General features: G+C 61.8%; 17 protein-coding genes. 12 read left to right on the top strand and 5 right to left on the bottom strand.

Annotated elements, in window-relative coordinates; genetic code table 11:
• Positions 1–177: 177 nt before the first annotated feature.
• From EHF33_RS00995 to nrdR, 6 genes are all read left to right on the top strand, one after another.
• Positions 178–870: a GntR family transcriptional regulator gene (locus EHF33_RS00995; protein WP_124867221.1), complete on the top strand. Its 693-nt coding sequence runs from the start codon at positions 178–180 to the stop codon at positions 868–870.
• Positions 871–943: 73 nt separating this feature from the next.
• A complete protein-coding gene (locus EHF33_RS00990) occupies positions 944–1,546 on the top strand; it encodes a TetR/AcrR family transcriptional regulator (protein ID WP_124867220.1) in 603 nt (200 codons plus the stop codon).
• A 249-nt stretch (positions 1,547–1,795) separates the two neighbouring features.
• Positions 1,796–3,142 (top strand): replicative DNA helicase, encoded by a 1,347-nt coding sequence (gene dnaB, locus EHF33_RS00985; protein WP_124867219.1) that lies wholly within the window; start codon positions 1,796–1,798, stop codon positions 3,140–3,142.
• A complete protein-coding gene (locus EHF33_RS00980; RefSeq protein ID WP_241191196.1) occupies positions 3,142–4,002 on the top strand; it encodes an NUDIX hydrolase in 861 nt (286 codons plus the stop codon). Before dnaB ends, EHF33_RS00980 begins: the two co-directional genes overlap by 1 nt.
• Before the next feature lie 73 nt (positions 4,003–4,075).
• Positions 4,076–4,771: an SDR family NAD(P)-dependent oxidoreductase gene (locus tag EHF33_RS00975; protein ID WP_124867218.1), complete on the top strand. Its 696-nt coding sequence runs from the start codon at positions 4,076–4,078 to the stop codon at positions 4,769–4,771.
• A complete protein-coding gene (nrdR, locus tag EHF33_RS00970) occupies positions 4,768–5,214 on the top strand; it encodes a transcriptional regulator NrdR (RefSeq protein WP_124867217.1) in 447 nt (148 codons plus the stop codon). The genes EHF33_RS00975 and nrdR overlap by 4 nt, the downstream gene beginning before the upstream one ends.
• Positions 5,215–5,218: 4 nt before the next feature.
• Here nrdR and EHF33_RS00965 read toward each other — a convergent pair whose 3' ends face one another.
• Positions 5,219–5,821, bottom strand: a complete 603-nt coding sequence (locus tag EHF33_RS00965; RefSeq protein ID WP_124867216.1) for a 1-acyl-sn-glycerol-3-phosphate acyltransferase — start codon at positions 5,819–5,821, stop codon at positions 5,219–5,221.
• Between the two features lie 48 nt (positions 5,822–5,869).
• On the opposite strand from EHF33_RS00965, the gene EHF33_RS00960 reads away from it, so the two are divergent.
• Together EHF33_RS00960 and EHF33_RS00955 are read left to right on the top strand one after the other, a co-directional pair.
• Positions 5,870–6,097: a DUF3248 domain-containing protein gene (locus tag EHF33_RS00960; protein WP_124867215.1), complete on the top strand. Its 228-nt coding sequence runs from the start codon at positions 5,870–5,872 to the stop codon at positions 6,095–6,097.
• A 28-nt stretch (positions 6,098–6,125) separates the two neighbouring features.
• Positions 6,126–6,599, top strand: coding sequence for a DUF3809 domain-containing protein (locus tag EHF33_RS00955; RefSeq protein WP_124867214.1), 474 nt, complete (start codon positions 6,126–6,128; stop codon positions 6,597–6,599).
• Positions 6,600–6,680: 81 nt separating this feature from the next.
• Here the strand turns inward: EHF33_RS00955 and EHF33_RS00950 are convergent, their stop codons facing one another.
• A complete protein-coding gene (locus tag EHF33_RS00950) occupies positions 6,681–7,631 on the bottom strand; it encodes an NUDIX domain-containing protein (protein WP_124867213.1) in 951 nt (316 codons plus the stop codon).
• 56 nt (positions 7,632–7,687) lie between these two features.
• On the opposite strand from EHF33_RS00950, the gene EHF33_RS00945 reads away from it, so the two are divergent.
• Positions 7,688–8,965 (top strand): aminotransferase class I/II-fold pyridoxal phosphate-dependent enzyme, encoded by a 1,278-nt coding sequence (locus EHF33_RS00945; RefSeq protein ID WP_124867212.1) that lies wholly within the window; start codon positions 7,688–7,690, stop codon positions 8,963–8,965.
• A 16-nt stretch (positions 8,966–8,981) separates the two neighbouring features.
• Here EHF33_RS00945 and EHF33_RS00940 read toward each other — a convergent pair whose 3' ends face one another.
• Positions 8,982–9,764: a glucose 1-dehydrogenase gene (locus tag EHF33_RS00940; RefSeq protein ID WP_124867211.1), complete on the bottom strand. Its 783-nt coding sequence runs from the start codon at positions 9,762–9,764 to the stop codon at positions 8,982–8,984.
• Between the two features lie 160 nt (positions 9,765–9,924).
• Here EHF33_RS00940 and EHF33_RS00935 point away from each other — a divergent pair, with 160 nt between their 5' ends.
• Genes EHF33_RS00935 through EHF33_RS00925 form a run of 3 tightly spaced genes read left to right on the top strand, consistent with a single transcriptional unit; the run spans position 9,925 to position 12,176 of the window.
• Positions 9,925–10,875 (top strand): FAD:protein FMN transferase, encoded by a 951-nt coding sequence (locus tag EHF33_RS00935; protein WP_124867210.1) that lies wholly within the window; start codon positions 9,925–9,927, stop codon positions 10,873–10,875.
• A gap of 53 nt (positions 10,876–10,928) precedes the next feature.
• Positions 10,929–11,525 (top strand): DUF2271 domain-containing protein, encoded by a 597-nt coding sequence (locus EHF33_RS00930; RefSeq protein WP_124867209.1) that lies wholly within the window; start codon positions 10,929–10,931, stop codon positions 11,523–11,525.
• A gap of 6 nt (positions 11,526–11,531) precedes the next feature.
• Complete coding sequence (locus EHF33_RS00925; RefSeq protein ID WP_124867208.1) at positions 11,532–12,176, top strand: PepSY-associated TM helix domain-containing protein; 645 nt, start codon at positions 11,532–11,534, stop codon at positions 12,174–12,176.
• 388 nt (positions 12,177–12,564) lie between these two features.
• On the opposite strand, the gene leuB is transcribed toward EHF33_RS00925, so the two are convergent.
• Both leuB and EHF33_RS00915 read right to left on the bottom strand, forming a co-directional pair.
• A complete protein-coding gene (leuB, locus tag EHF33_RS00920; protein WP_124867207.1) occupies positions 12,565–13,602 on the bottom strand; it encodes a 3-isopropylmalate dehydrogenase in 1,038 nt (345 codons plus the stop codon).
• Entirely contained in the window at positions 13,595–14,185 is a 591-nt protein-coding gene (locus EHF33_RS00915) for a 3-isopropylmalate dehydratase small subunit (protein WP_124867206.1), read from the bottom strand. The genes leuB and EHF33_RS00915 overlap by 8 nt, the downstream gene beginning before the upstream one ends.

Raw genomic sequence — 14,185 nt, 5'->3', positions numbered from 1 at the left:
GAAGCCTCAGGTTCAGCTTGCTTCCTTCGGTGTAACGGGCGCATGAACACTCCGCAGCGCAGCAGGTGTTCTCGGTACGCAAACGCGCTCCAATTCAGTTAATATGAAGCCAACTCGGCACTCGTCTAGAGGAGTGCCAGAGCAAATCTTCATGAATAGGCTGCACCGGAGGGTCAAATGGCGAAATACCCACTGATTAAAAGCACGTTGAAAGACCGCTTGCTCGGCGGACATTATCAGGAGGGATTACCGTTGCCCAGCGAGCCGCAGCTCGCCCGCGAATTTGAAGTCTCGCGGATGACCGCCCGGCGGGCCATTGACGAACTTGAGCGCGAAGGCTACGTCTACCGGGTGCAGGGCGCGGGCACCTTCCCCACCGGCAAGCGGTTTCGTCAGGGGATGTTCCGGGTGCGGCCCTTCAAAGAGTGGGCACGCCACCCCGACCACCGCACCGGGGTGCTGCACGCCATGCAGATTCAGGCCACACCGGAAATCGCCATCGTGTTGCAGGTGCAGCTCGGCGATCCGGTGATTTTTATTCACCGCCTCAGAACTGCCGGAGACGAAGCCCTGGTCATTGAAAAGCGCTATATCAACGCGGCGTTGGTGGGCGATTTGCTGTCACAAAACCTCGGCGTGGAGAGCATTCACGAAGTGATGGTGGCGATGGGCGTGCCGCTGACGCGGGTGGAGCAGGCCCTAGAAGCGGTCAACCTGCGCCAAGAAGAATCAGACTTGCTGCGGGTGCCGGTGGGATCGGCGGCCTTTTTGCTGCGCCGCACCACCTACAGCGGCACCAAGCGGGTGTCTTACGTCAATTACTGGGTGCGCGGCGACCGTTACGCCTTTCAAGACAGTTTTGAGCCGTGAGCGACCTTACTGGAAGCTTGGCCGCGTTGTACCCCGTACAAATTTGAACTCCTGTGCAGTATTTTAGATGAATATGGACGCCCCCTCCCTGCGCGAACGGCAAAAAGAAAAGCGCCGCACCCGCATTTATCACGTTGCGATTGATCTCTTCAAGCAAAGCGGCTTTCAGGCCACGACTGCCACCGACATCGCCAAAGCCTCCAACGTCTCACGCGGGACTTTTTTCAATTACTACCCTTACAAAGAAGCGGTGCTGCTCGATTACGGCGCTCAGATTATGGCGCGGCTGCGCGAGCTGGCCGAAACCCGTTTGGCACAGGGCCACGCTCCGCGCAGTGTGCTGGAAGAAGTCTGGGACAAACTGGCCGAGGAAAGTGGGCAGGAGCGCGGCCTGATTCCGCCACTGGCCTACGAAGTGATGAATCCCAGCCCTGAACGTGCCCGCACTGCTTACCAGGCTTTGCCGCTCAGCCGCGTCATCGAGCTGATCTTGCGACCGATGCAGCAGGCCGGGCAACTGAGGAGCGATCTGAGCTTGCAACGTATGAGCAACTTGATTGCCGACACCTACCTCATTATTGCCCTGCGCTGGAGCGCTTACGGCACCGACCGCTCGCTGAGCGAAGAAATGCGCCTCACGCTGGGCTTTTTGATGGAAGGCGTGGTGAAGCGCTAGAGTATTTGCTCCTTCCAATTCACCTGGGGCCGGGCTGGAGGGCTTACCTCTCCCCGCTGAACTTGGTATGATCTGCTGTAGGTCAGGCAGGGAAGCGAGATTCGCTTTTTTGCCGGGCGGGGACTTTCACCCCACATTTCAACTCTCCCACCGCAAGGCCGCGCCGCCCGCACCCCAACGGCGCTGCGGCGTTTGCGTGTGCTGGCCGCCTCTGCTCAGCCGAGCCGGGCAGCCAGTCAAAAGGCTTCTATGGAACTGACTCCCCGTGTGCCCCCCCACAACAACGACGCCGAAATCAGCGTGCTGGGCAGTATTTTGCTCGAAAACGACGTGCTGATCCAAGTCGGCGATACGGTCGCGCCGGAGATGTTTTACCGCGAAAGCCACCGCAAGATTTTTTCTGCGATGCGGACGCTGCAAGAGCGCGGCGAGCCGGTCGATTTGGTCACGCTCAGCGACGAACTGACCAAGCGCGGCACCCTCGACGAGGTGGGCGGCCTGACCTACCTGATCGGGCTGTCGGATCAAGTGCCGACCTCGGCCTACGCCGAGCACTACGCCCGCTTGGTGCAGGAAAAATACACCTTGCGTCAACTCATTTCGGCCAGTTCGCAGGCGATGAAGCTGGCCTACGACGGTCAACTGCCGCTCGAAGACTTGCTCGACAAAGCCGAGAAGCTGATCTTCGAGGTCTCCGAGCAGAAGAAAAAAGGCGAGCAACATCAGGCCATGAGTGAAGTGGTGCAAGACACCTTCGAGTACATCACCTTGCTTCACAGCAACAAAGGCATTCCCGACGGCGTGGCCAGCGGCTTCCGGGATCTGGACGAGCAGATTTCGGGCCTTCAGAAGGGCAGTTTGAACGTGCTGGCGGCCCGGCCGAGCATGGGAAAAACGGCCTTCGCCCTTTCGATTGCCCAAAACGTTGCCCTGCGCGGCGACAAGACGGTGGCGGTCTTCAGCTTAGAAATGCCCAGCGTGCAACTGGCCCTGCGAATGCTGTGCGCCGAAGCGCGGGTGGATATGAACCGCATTCGCAGCGGCAACCTCAATGAGCGCGACTTCGAGCGCCTCGCCCACGCCGCCGGACGCTTGGCCGAGGCTCCGATGGTCATTGACGACGAACCGGATCTGACGGTCAATGCGCTGAGAAGCAAGCTGCGGCGCATTCAGGCGCAGTACGGCAATCTGGGCTTGGTGGTCATCGATTACCTGCAACTGATGTCGGGCAGCAAGGGCAGCACCGGCGCGAACGAAAACCGCCAGCAGGAGATCAGCCTCATTTCGCGCAACCTCAAGAGTATTGCCCGCGAACTGGAAGTGCCGGTGATGGTGCTCTCGCAGCTCTCGCGGGCGGTGGAGCAGCGGCCCAATCACCGGCCGATGCTCTCGGATTTGAGAGAATCAGGCGCGATTGAGCAGGACGCCGACATCGTGATGTTCATTTACCGCGACGAGTATTACAACAAAGAAACCGACCAACAAGGCATTGCCGAAATCATCATCGGCAAGCAGCGTAACGGCCCGGTCGGTACCGTCAAACTGCAATTTCACAGCGCCCACGTGCGTTTCAACGACCTGGCAGGAGAGAGCTGATGCCCGAACAAAACCCCAAGGGCAAAGGCCCCACCGCCCGCACACCGTCTACTCCCCAGACGGCTTCAACCCATGCAGCGCCAACTCAAGCCGCCTCCACCCCACCGGCTCAGCCCAGCGCTCCCAAAGACCCCAATCAAGCGTCGCAGCCCAGCCGCAACAGCCGCCGCAGCCGCAGCCGGAGCCGCAACAACAACCGCAGCGGCAGAAACGACGCCCCCAGCCCGGGCCGCAGCAAAGCCGAAGTGCTGCCACCCGTGACCGCCCCGCCTTCCAAAGGCCGCAACAAACGCCCGCTGGCCGAGCCGCGCATCGGGGTGGGCTGCATCGTCATGCGCGGCGACGAAGTGCTGATCGTGCGCGAGCGGGGCCGCTGGAGCCTGCCCAAAGGCGGCCTCGAAGTCGGCGAACTGATTCAAGACGGCGCACGCCGCGAAACCTATGAAGAAACTGGGCTGATCGTGGAGCTGCGCGAGCTGGCCTTCATGGTGGAATTTCAGGCCGAGACGTGGGGCCACCATCTGCAATTTTTCTATGCTTGCCGCGAAGTCGGCGGCACGCTGGGGCCACGCGACCCTGACCGTGACGTGCAGGAAGCCAAATTCGTGCCGGTGCGCCACCTGCGCGAGTATCTGCGCTTCCGGCCCCGTTTGGTGGCCCTTGAGAGCTGGCTGCGCGACAAACGGCCCAAGCATTTTGTCTTCGACCTCGACAAAGAGCCGGCCATGCTCAAAAAGCGCACGCGGGTAGAAACCGGAGTGGGCAGAGTTGGCCGCCGCAGCGCCCATTCCAAACTGACGCCGCAAGACCCCGATCTGGAGCGCCTGACTTTTGAAGCGGGCGAGGATGAGTTGCCGTAACAAGTGGCTGTACTGTGTCCAGCGGTATCCGGTGCCCGTTTCTAAAAGGCTGCCCGCGCTATGATGCCCAGCTATGGAGCCTTCCCGTTTACGAGGCCAGATCATCGCCGTGACCAGCGGCGACCAGGGCTATGGCCGCAGCATCAGCGCCGCCTTGGCCCGCGCCGGAGCCAGTGTGGTGCTGATCGGGATCAATCCGGAGACGCTCTCCGCCCATGCCAGCAGCATCGAGCAACTCGGCGGCACCGCTATTCCGCTCAAAGCAGATGTGAGCGTGCCGCTCGATTGGGCCAGTGCCCAAGCCCGCATGCTCGAAATTTTCGGAGCGCTGCACGGCATTGTACATCTGGCCGACAAACGCTCACATTCCAATTTCACCTTGCTCAGCGAGAGCGAGTGGATGGAGCTGTTCAACTGCAACATCAAAAGCAGCGTTTCGATGACACAAAATATTCAGCGGCGCTTGCCCGGCACCTGGCTCACCATCGTCGGGCCACATTTAGATGAAATTGGCCTACAGGCTTTTCCCCAGCGCGGCGCACTGCGCGGCTTGGTGGAACGGGCGGCCAGCGATGAGCTGCGGCTGAATATGGTGCTGCCGGGCCGGGCCAGCAGTGAGGAAAAATACGACGCGCCGCTGTGCGAGGTGGTGCTGACCTTGGCGCTGCCGGAGATGCAACATCTGCGCGGCAACGTCTTGGAAGTGCCGCTGCCCGCCGTGCCCAAGTACCGCGATCAGGAGCGCGAGGTTCTGGTGAGAAATTCTTGAAGTGCCCCTACTGCTCCGCCGCCGACAGCAAAGTGGTCAATTCGCGCTCCAGCGACGACGGCACAGCCATTCGCCGCCGCCGCGAGTGCCTCAGCTGCGCCCGGCGCTTTACCACCTACGAGCGTGCCCAGCTTGAGCCGCTGATGGTCATCAAGCGCGGCGGCCTGCGCCAAGCGTTCAATCCTGACAAACTGCTGCGCGGCCTGGCGCTGGCCAGCGAAAAGCGCCCGATTCCCCAAGAAACTTTGCGGGCCTTTGCCTATGGCTTTGAAGATGAAGTGGGAGCGCCGGAAGTCGAGAGCGGCGAGATCGGCAAGCGGGCCATGGGCTTTTTGCGCCCGCTCGACGACGTGGCCTATATCCGCTTTGCCAGCGTCTACCGCGAATTTGACAGCTTGGAGCGCTTTATTGAAGAGATTCAGGGACTGAAAGAGAAAGAGTGAAGGCTCAGTCCATCACCGCCTTAGACCGAATCGGCGTGGCTTTTTGTGGGTGCTTGCCCTCTACCCCCTGATACACCGCCCGAATCTGCTGATAATCGGCTTCCATATCGTCGCTCGGCGTCAAATAGCCCAGCACGCCTACCCGCTTGCGCCGCCAATCGAAGACGATCAGCGCAATCGGCACGCCCGCTGCCTGACTCATGTGGTAAAAGCCGCTCTTCCACGCCTCGGCTTTTTCACGTGTGCCTTCCGGCGCGAGGCCCAGCACGATTTCAGGTTGAGCGGCGATCATTTGGGCCACCGCTTCTACGAAGTTGCCGCCAGCTTTGCGCCGGTCAACCGACACCCCGCCCCACGCCCGAATCAGCAGCCCCAGCGGAGGCCTGAACAAACTGTGCTTGGCGACAAATTTGAGCGGCGTGCCGGTGGCCCGGGCCCACAGCAGCGCCGGCAGCAAATCCCAGTTGCTGGTGTGCGGATAAGCCACGCCCACCAATTTGACGGATGGTTCGGCAGGCAGCAGGGCCGTCCAGCCGCTGAGGCGCAGCAAGGCCGCCGCCAACCGCGAGCGGAGGGTGGGCGGGCGGTTTTGCCAACGCGGGGTCATGAAGCGAGTATAGAGACAGCAGCGTCTGGGCCGCATTACAATACCCTCATGACCGACTCCCCTCTTCCTGAGTTGACAGCGCAGCTCGAAGCGCTCGGCGGGCAATTGGTGTGGCGTATCGGCAAAGATGACGCCAGCGACGAAGTGGTGGTGCGGCTCGGCTACGCTTCAGCCACGCCGCGCTTTGCCCACCTGCCGCGCCTGCGCAGCGCCAGCGACGACGACCTGAGCGCCGCGCTGTCGCAGGGTGCGGTGGTGATCGAATGGGTAGACTGAGTGATGGCCAGCAGCTCACGGAGCGCTTTTGATCGTTGAAGCGAGCGAACGCTTTGAATTGCCCGCGCCCGCCGACGACGCCAGTGCGTTGGCGTTTTTGCGCGACCCGGCCCGCTCACTCGCCAAGGTGCGCTTTTTGCGCGAGCTGGCGGTCAGCGGCCATGAGGTACGCGGCGTGCTGGCCGTGCAGCTTCCGATGCTCGGCGAAGTGACCTTGCCCTTTTTCAGCGTGCTCGAAGTTACACCGCTGGGCGCACGCCTGATTCCCCAACCCTTAGACAATGAGCGGGCGTGGATTGAAGTCGGCGGCGAAGGGCAACTGAAGGAAGCAGCCTTGGCTTACGTGTTCGTGTTCCGCGCTCACTTGCAGATGCCCGCCGCCGAAAAGTGGGGCGGTGAGGCTTTCGAGAAGATGGTCAGGGCCGCCGCTTCACGCACCATCGCGCGGGTGGCGCAGGAATTGCCGAGGGCAGTGGGAGAAGCGCTGGAAGGCGGGTTTTAGAGCAGCCGCTGAGGCGCACTCACCTCCTTTACCGCTTTGAAGAGTAAAGAGAGAACTTCCGCTTTGCTCCTGTAGTCTCCCTCAAATCCACTCTCTCAAATTGGCCCCAATCAGCGGCCCGCTTAACTCCTCAGCGTTGGGCAATTGATCTGGCGCGAACCAGGCCGCCTCGGTGATCTCGTCAGCAGGTAACGTCAGAGCGCCGCCCATAAACTGTCCCTCGAAAAGCTGGGACACGTAGTCCACCACGTCGCCGTGAGGATAAGTAAAGCGGTACGCCGGGCCGATATAGAGTTTGAGCGCTCGGAGTTCGCTCACTTCCAGTCCCGCTTCCTCTTTCAGTTCGCGCCGGGCAGCCTGCTCGAAGGTTTCGCCGAGTTCCATACTGCCGCCCGGCAAAGTCCAGCGCCGCATATCGCCACTTCTGAGCAGCAGCACCCTCCCCTGCTCGTCCCGTAGCAGCACATTCGCGCCGGGAGCAAACAGCGGGCGCGGCCCCACCACGGCCCGCAGCTCGCGCAGATGTTCGCCGGTGGGCTTGGGCGGCACCCAATCCAGCGGCAGCGGCGGCAGTCCCACTTCCGAGCGCAGCAAGCTGAGCGTTTGCTTGTTGACGTTGGCGCTGATGGTCGGCAGATGGGCAAGGTCAAACCAAGCCAGCTCCAACGTCTCGCCGGAGTCGTCGGGAGCGGCCTGGGCAAGCGCGGCGGCGGGCAAGTGGCCCCGGCACAGCCCGCCCACGAAGTACACTTGATCGCCATTGGGATAGCGGTGATACAGGTGCGGGCCGCTGACGGCTTGCCAGAAAGTGAGCGGCGTGTCGAGTCCGGTTTCCTCATTCAGCTCGCGGCAGGCGGCCCCTTCAAAGGTTTCGCCCAACTCCAAGCCGCCGCCCGGTAAGCCCCACAAGCCGTCGTCGCCTCGCCGCTGAAGCAGCACCCGCTGCCTTTCATCTTGCACAGCAGCGCTGGCACCGACGCTGAACAGGGGCCGAGTGCCGAGGGCGGCGCGGAGTTCACTGAGATAAGACACCCGCACACTCTAGCCGTCTGCTCTTGCTTACGGCTCAGGAGGGTTAGCATCAGGGCATGACTCCGCCTGATTATGACGCCACGCTTGATTTGCCACCCGAACTCGCCGCCGACCTTTCGTATGACACTTTAGCCGTCCACACCGGCATCGGGCGCGGAACGGGCGTGGGCGTGGGCATCCCGATTCAGCAGATGGCCGCTTTTCAGTTTGACAGCTTAGAGGCCGCCGCCAGAGAGTTTCAGACCAACACGGGCAGCAGTTACTCGCGCATTCAAAACCCCACTGTCAAAGCGCTGGAGCGCCGCATCACCGCGCTGGAAGCAGGCAGTGAGACAGTCTGCCTCAGCAGCGGGCAGGCCGCCAGCTTCACGGCGTTCTTGAGTGCTTGCCGCGCCGGAGACCACATCGTGGCGACCAGCAGCTTATTTGGCGGGTCGGTGGCGATGCTCAGCAATGTTTTGCCGCTGATGGGCATTACGGCCAGCTTGGTGCCGAATACCCCCGACGCCGTGAAAGCCGCTATGCAGCCGAACACCAAACTCATCTGGGCCGAAACCATCGGCAACCCCGCCGCCGACGTGGCCGATCTGAGCGCTCTGGCCGAGATCGCCCACGCACAGGGAGCACTGTTGGGCGTGGACAACACCTGGGGCGGGGTGGGCCTGCTGTGCCGCCCGCTGGACTTTGGAGCCGACATGGTGACCCACAGCCTAACCAAATGGGCCGGAGGACACGGCTCGGTGCTGGGCGGCAGCGTCACGGTGGGCGAGCGGCACGACCTGACCCGCAACGCCATTTACACGGACGGCGAACCGAGTTTGCTGGAAGTGCGGGGCGCGGGCGCATTGGCTTGGCGGCAGCGCTGGTTCGGCGCTTCGCAGCTCGGCATGATCTTGCCGCCGCAAAGTGCCTACGCTATAGCTCAGGGCCTGGAAACCTTGTCGCTGCGCCTCACGCGGGAATGCGAAACGGCTTTGGCGCTGGCTGAGTTTTTGGAAGGACACGCGGGCGTGGGGCGGGTCAATTATCCGGGCCTTGAGGGCAGCGAGTTTCACGCTCTCGGCCAACAGTACCTGAGCGGCGGCTTCGGGGCCGTCATGTCGTTTGAAGTGGCGCACCCCGAAGAATTTTTATCGCGCCTCAAGGTCATTCGGATGGCCCCCAACTTGGGCGACACCCGCACGCTGGTGGTGCATCCCTGGACGACCACCCACGGCAAAATGCCCGAAGCCGCCCGCCGCGCCGCTGGCGTAACGCCGCAGAGCATCCGCATGAGCGTAGGCGTGGAGTCTCTGGCCGACTTGCAAGCGGATTTGAAGCGGGCGCTGAGCTAAAGCGGCTCAGAGGCTTCTATCCTCCGTGTGAGAACGCTGGGAAATCGGTCATCGCGCCGTCTACGTAAATGGTGGTGCCGGTGACGTAACTGGCCTGCGCCGAACACAAAAACACCACCATGTTGGCAATGTCAGTGGTTTCGCCCATGCGCCCCAGTGGGATTTTGGTCAGGAGGTCGGCCAGGGTGGTGGGATCACTCCAAACACTCTGATTGATCGGCGTGCGAACCGCGCCGGGGGCCACCGCCAGCACCCGCACCCCAAACGGCGCGGCTTCTTGGGCCAAGGTCTTCATCATCATGCTTTCGCCGCCTTTGCTGGCGGTGTAAGCGCTGTAGCCGCTCCAAGCAATCTGGTCATGCACACTGGTGATATTGAGAATCACGCCGCTCTTTTGCGGCACCATCCGTTTGAGGGCTTGCTGAGCGCACAAAAACGAGCCAAACAAGTTGATCTGGAGCACCCTGAGCCAAGCGGCGGGATCGGCGTCCCAACTCAGGGCGTGCGCTCCGTCGATGCCGGCATTGTTGACCAAAATGTCCAGGCCGCCGTAGTGGCTGTCTATTTGGGCAAACATGGCAGCCACCTGCGCTGGATCGCTGACATCGGCCAACACGCTAAACGCCTCGCCGCCCGCCGCCTGAATGTCCTGCACGATTTTGTCGGCAGCTTCAGGGTGAGAAACGTAGTTGACGACCACCCGCGCTCCCGACGCGGCCAGCCCGCGCACCACCGCTTCTCCAATGCCTGAGTTGGCTCCTGTGACGAGGGCACGCTGATTGTTCAAAGTGATATCCATACCGCTCAGCTTGGAGTGAATTGGGGGGAGAGAAAATGAAATCCACCGGGCTTGGTTTGAGAATGAGGCGCAGCTTAGAGGCCATGAGCGCCGTTTGAAGAGCATAACCACATCTGAGCTGCGAAAAATCTTCACATTGCTCCGCCAGACTAACCGGGTCATGCCCTGGCCCACGCTTCCCCACTCCTTTAAACCTCGCTCCAAACGGCGTTTACGTCACTATGAAGGCGTTCTCGGCACGGCGCTGGAACTGCAACTGGTGGCAGGAAGTGAAGACCAGCTTGACACGGCAGAAACCCAACTTTTGGCCGAACTAGAGAGATTAGAGCAGGTCTTCAGCCGCTTTTTACCGCACAGCGAACTCAACCGACTGCACCATCAGCGCGGGCAACCCGTCCGTGTGTCGCCGGAGTTCGCGGCACTGCTCACCCAAGCCCAGCGCATCATGACGCTGACGGGCGGCGCATTTCATCCGGCGGCGGATACACTGGCGCGGCTGTGGGCGGTGGGCGAGCCGGACAGTCAAACTTTAAGTGGCGTGCTGGAGCAGATGCGCCAATCGCTCTGGACGCTTGAGCACCAGCACGTCACGCTTCACACTGAGCTGACGCTGAATTTCAATGCCCACGCCAAAGGCTTCATCACCGACGCGGCGGCTCAGGCGGCTTTTCAGGTGGCGGGCGTGCGGGAAGTCGTGCTCAATATCGGCGGCGACGTGCGGCACCTCGGCGCTCAGAGCGTGCCGGTGGGCATCGAAGCGCCCGGCCGCTTGGCCGACAACCGGGAGCCGCTGGCGTTTGTGCGCCTGAGCAACCAAGCGGTGGCCACCAGCGGCCTGAGTCACCGGGGAGCACATATTCTCGATCCGCGCAGTGGGCAGCAACTTACAACCCACAGCAGCGTCTCGGTGCTGGCTAAGACTTGCGCCGAGGCCGACGCGCTGGCCACCGCCTTTTTGGTGCTGGGCACAGAAGAAAGTCTGCGGCTCGCGGACTCGCTGCCGAATGTGGGCGTGCTGATTTTGGAAGAAGTTCAGGGCGGCAGCGTTGAGCAGCGCAGCAATGCCTTTTGGCGACGACATCAAACCCCCAGCTCGACACCGGCTTTCTAACCCCCGTTTTACTTCCTTATGCCACCCTTGTTTCACTGCTCAGAGGAGCCACCATGACCGATTTCAAAGCGTCCAATCCCCAAACCCGCCGCCACTTTCTGGAACGCGCCCTCAAGCTAAGCGTCGCCGCCGCTGCCGCACTGACCTTACCTCGCCTCGGCTTGACTTCGGCTTCGGCCGCTGCCGCACCCGCCGCGCTGCCCAGCACCATGGAATTGGCCGTCAACTTGACCTTGGCCGCCCCCAGCGGTTTCCGGTACAACCGCCCCTACGTGGCCGTCTACATCGAAGACGCGCAGGGCAATCCGGTGCGGACGCTCAGCTTGTGGGCCGAAACCAACCGCCACGCCCGCTACCTTTCCGACTTGCGGCGCTGGTTTTCGCAGAGCAGCGATCTGGTCGCCACCGTCTCCAGCCCGACCCGCAACCCCGGCAGCTACAGCTTGGTGTGGGACGGCAAAACCGACACCAAAAAGCCAGCAGCGCAGGGCGATTACTTTGTGTGCGTCGAAAACGCCCGCGAGCATGGCCCTTACGGCTTGGTGCGCGAGAAGATCACACTGGGGACGACCCCGCTCAAAAAGACGCTGGACAGTGGCAGCGACGCCGATTTGAGCAGCGTCACTGTGGATTACCGCAAGAAGGCGTAAGTCCTGATGCCGCCAACCACCACTACCGACGCTACCGACACGCCGCCTGCCAAGCCTACGCGCCGCCCGCGCACGCTCAAAGCCAGTTTGAACAGCTGGCTGCGCTGGCTGCACACCTACATTTCCATGTTCAGCTTGCTGCTGATTCTGTTTTTTGCGGGCACGGGCGTGACCCTCAACCACCCGGATTGGACATTCGGCGGCGTGGAAAAGCAGCAACAATTCAGCGGCAGCTTACCGGCAGGCTGGCAAAAAAACGGCACGGCCGACGCGCTGAGCATCGCCGAGTTTTTGCGGGCCAAGTACGGCCTCCACGGTATAGCCAGCGACTTTCAGTATCAGGGTGGGATAGGCGGGCTGAGCTTCCGCACGCCCGGTTACAGCGCCGACGTGCAGTTTGACCAGAGCGGCAAATACTCGGTCAACGTGGACGCGCAGGGCGCACTGGCCGTCGCCAACGATTTTCACCGGGGCAAGAATTCCGGCGGGGCGTGGCTGTGGTTTATCGACGCTTCCGGCATTTTCTTGATGGTGGTGGCGCTGACGGGGCTGGGCATCATGCTGTACTTGAGAAAAGTCCGCACGGCTTCGCTCATCAGCATCGTGGTGGGCGGGGCGGTGATGGGATTACTGATGTGGCGGGCCATGTAGTGTTGGCATCAAAAAACAGCCGCCTGTGGAGTTGGTCAGGCGGCTGCTTTCTTTTAGCGGCTTGTCGTTAGGCTTTGGCTTTCTGCTTTTAGCATTGGCCCCACCCCCCAGCCCCCGCCCCAGTGGGGCGAGGGAGCAGATCGCTGCGCTCAGCACTGTGTCTTCGCGGCGTTCCTACTGGGTGTGTCCTCCCACGTTCTCCACGATTGGCCATTCGTCTAGATTCTGGCCGCTGCGTTCCGTATCTGCCCAGTTTTCAAAATGGGAAGGCGAAGGCTGACTTCAAAGCGGAGGAAGGCTGGGGCTGGCACAGCTCCGCAGGAGAGGGGTAAATTGGCTGACACTCCCCAGGAAATAGGTGCTATCTAACCCCTGACCTTCCACCAACTCAAAGCATTGCCAGCACCGCCGCGCCCAGTTCCTGCGTCGTTCCCTTGCCGCCCAAATCCGGCGTACGGACTTCGGTGAGTGCGGCTTGAACGGCGTCTTCGATGCGCTTTGCCTCGGCGTCGCGTCCCAGCGAGTGCCTCAGCAGCATCGCCACGCTCAAGATGGTGCCGCTGGGATTGGCGATGCCCTTCCCAGCAATGTCGGGAGCGCTGCCGTGAATCGGCTCGTAGAGGCCGGGGCCGTCGCCAAGGCTGGCCGAGGGCATCACGCCCAGCGAACCGGGAATAACGGCGGCGAGGTCGGACAAAATGTCACCGAACAGATTCTCGGTCACGATCACGTCGTAGCGGCCCGGCGTTTTGACCAGCAGCATCGCCACCGAGTCCACGTATTCATGTTCCAGCTTGATATCTGGATATTCAGTGTCGTGCAGGTGCTGCACCACGCCGCGCCACAGCTCCGAGACTTCCAGCACATTGGCTTTGTCCACACTGGTGACTTCGCCCTTGCGGGTTTTGGCCGCTTCAAAAGCGACGCGGGCCACGCGGTCGACTTCTGCTTTGCTGTAGCCGATGGTGTTGTAGGCGCTGTCACCTTCGATGGCGCGGCGGGGGTCGAAGTAAGCGCCGCCGAGCAGCTCGCGCACGATCAGCACGTCCACTTGCTTGGCGAGGTCTTCGCGTAGCGGAGATAAGCTTTCCAGTCCCGGCATCACCTTGACGGGCCGCAAGTTGGCGTACACGCCCAGGGCCTTTCGCAGTTGCAGTAAGCCCGATTCGGGCCGTAAGGGGCGCGGGAGGCTGTTCCAAGGCGAGTTTTGCGCTCCACCCACCGTGCCGAGCAGCACCGCGTCGCAGTTTAAGACCGCTTCACGGGTGGCGTCGGGAAACGGCGAGCCGGTCTGGTCATACGCGCCGCCGCCGAGCAGGTGGTATTCCAGCTGCACATCCGGCGCGACTTTTTGCAGCACTTCTACCGCGCTGGCGCAGACTTCCGGGCCAATCCCGTCACCGGGCAAGACAACAACTTTAGGCACGCTGGGTTCCGGGTGCAGGGTTCTCGTCGCTGTCATGCCCGGCGTGGCCGTGTCCAGCCTCAGTGCTTTCGGCGTTCAGGGTTTCGGCTTCCAACTCCGCTTTGGAGTGGTCGCGCATGTATTCCAGCCAGCCACCCGCCGCCTTGACGTCCAGCGCGAACTGCGGCACCGGCGAGAAGGCCACGCTCTGGCCGGTGCGCTGGTTGGTGATTTTGCCGGTGGCGAGGTCAATGTCGGCCTCGTCGCCGTCCTCGAAAGCGGCCACCACATCTTCAGACTCAAGAGCCAAAAAGCCGTTGTTGATGGCATTGCGGTAAAAAATGCGGGCGAAGTTGGGCGCTAAGATGGCGCTGATGCCCGCCCCGCGCAGGCACCAGACCGCGTGTTCACGTGAGGAACCGCAGCCGAAATCCGATCCCGTCACCATGATGTCGCCGGGCTTGACGCGGTTAACAAAGTCTTTGTCGTAATCTTCCATCGCAAATTTGGCGAGTTCAGATTCGATGTCGGTGGTCAGGTAGCGGGCCGGAATAATTTCGTCGGTATTGATGTGGTCGCGGGCAAAGACATGGACTTTGGGCAT

Origin of the sequence: Deinococcus psychrotolerans (assembly GCF_003860465.1) — a bacterium.
GTDB classification, from domain to species: domain Bacteria; phylum Deinococcota; class Deinococci; order Deinococcales; family Deinococcaceae; genus Deinococcus; species Deinococcus psychrotolerans.
This window is presented reverse-complemented; position numbering and strand designations above follow the sequence as displayed.

What these genes read in the sequence shown, in the direction of transcription:
- EHF33_RS00995 (WP_124867221.1), top strand. Translation starts at nt 178, where the DNA reads ATGGCGAAATACCCACTGATTAAAAGCACGTTGAAAGACCGCTTGCTC.
- EHF33_RS00990 (WP_124867220.1), top strand. Translation starts at nt 944, where the DNA reads ATGGACGCCCCCTCCCTGCGCGAACGGCAAAAAGAAAAGCGCCGCACC.
- dnaB (WP_124867219.1), top strand. Translation starts at nt 1,796, where the DNA reads ATGGAACTGACTCCCCGTGTGCCCCCCCACAACAACGACGCCGAAATC.
- EHF33_RS00980 (WP_241191196.1), top strand. Translation starts at nt 3,142, where the DNA reads ATGCCCGAACAAAACCCCAAGGGCAAAGGCCCCACCGCCCGCACACCG.
- EHF33_RS00975 (WP_124867218.1), top strand. Translation starts at nt 4,076, where the DNA reads ATGGAGCCTTCCCGTTTACGAGGCCAGATCATCGCCGTGACCAGCGGC.
- EHF33_RS00965 (WP_124867216.1), bottom strand. Translation starts at nt 5,821, where the DNA reads ATGACCCCGCGTTGGCAAAACCGCCCGCCCACCCTCCGCTCGCGGTTG.
- EHF33_RS00960 (WP_124867215.1), top strand. Translation starts at nt 5,870, where the DNA reads ATGACCGACTCCCCTCTTCCTGAGTTGACAGCGCAGCTCGAAGCGCTC.
- EHF33_RS00945 (WP_124867212.1), top strand. Translation starts at nt 7,688, where the DNA reads ATGACTCCGCCTGATTATGACGCCACGCTTGATTTGCCACCCGAACTC.
- EHF33_RS00940 (WP_124867211.1), bottom strand. Translation starts at nt 9,764, where the DNA reads ATGGATATCACTTTGAACAATCAGCGTGCCCTCGTCACAGGAGCCAAC.
- EHF33_RS00935 (WP_124867210.1), top strand. Translation starts at nt 9,925, where the DNA reads ATGCCCTGGCCCACGCTTCCCCACTCCTTTAAACCTCGCTCCAAACGG.
- EHF33_RS00930 (WP_124867209.1), top strand. Translation starts at nt 10,929, where the DNA reads ATGACCGATTTCAAAGCGTCCAATCCCCAAACCCGCCGCCACTTTCTG.
- EHF33_RS00925 (WP_124867208.1), top strand. Translation starts at nt 11,532, where the DNA reads ATGCCGCCAACCACCACTACCGACGCTACCGACACGCCGCCTGCCAAG.
- EHF33_RS00915 (WP_124867206.1), bottom strand. Translation starts at nt 14,185, where the DNA reads ATGCCCAAAGTCCATGTCTTTGCCCGCGACCACATCAATACCGACGAA.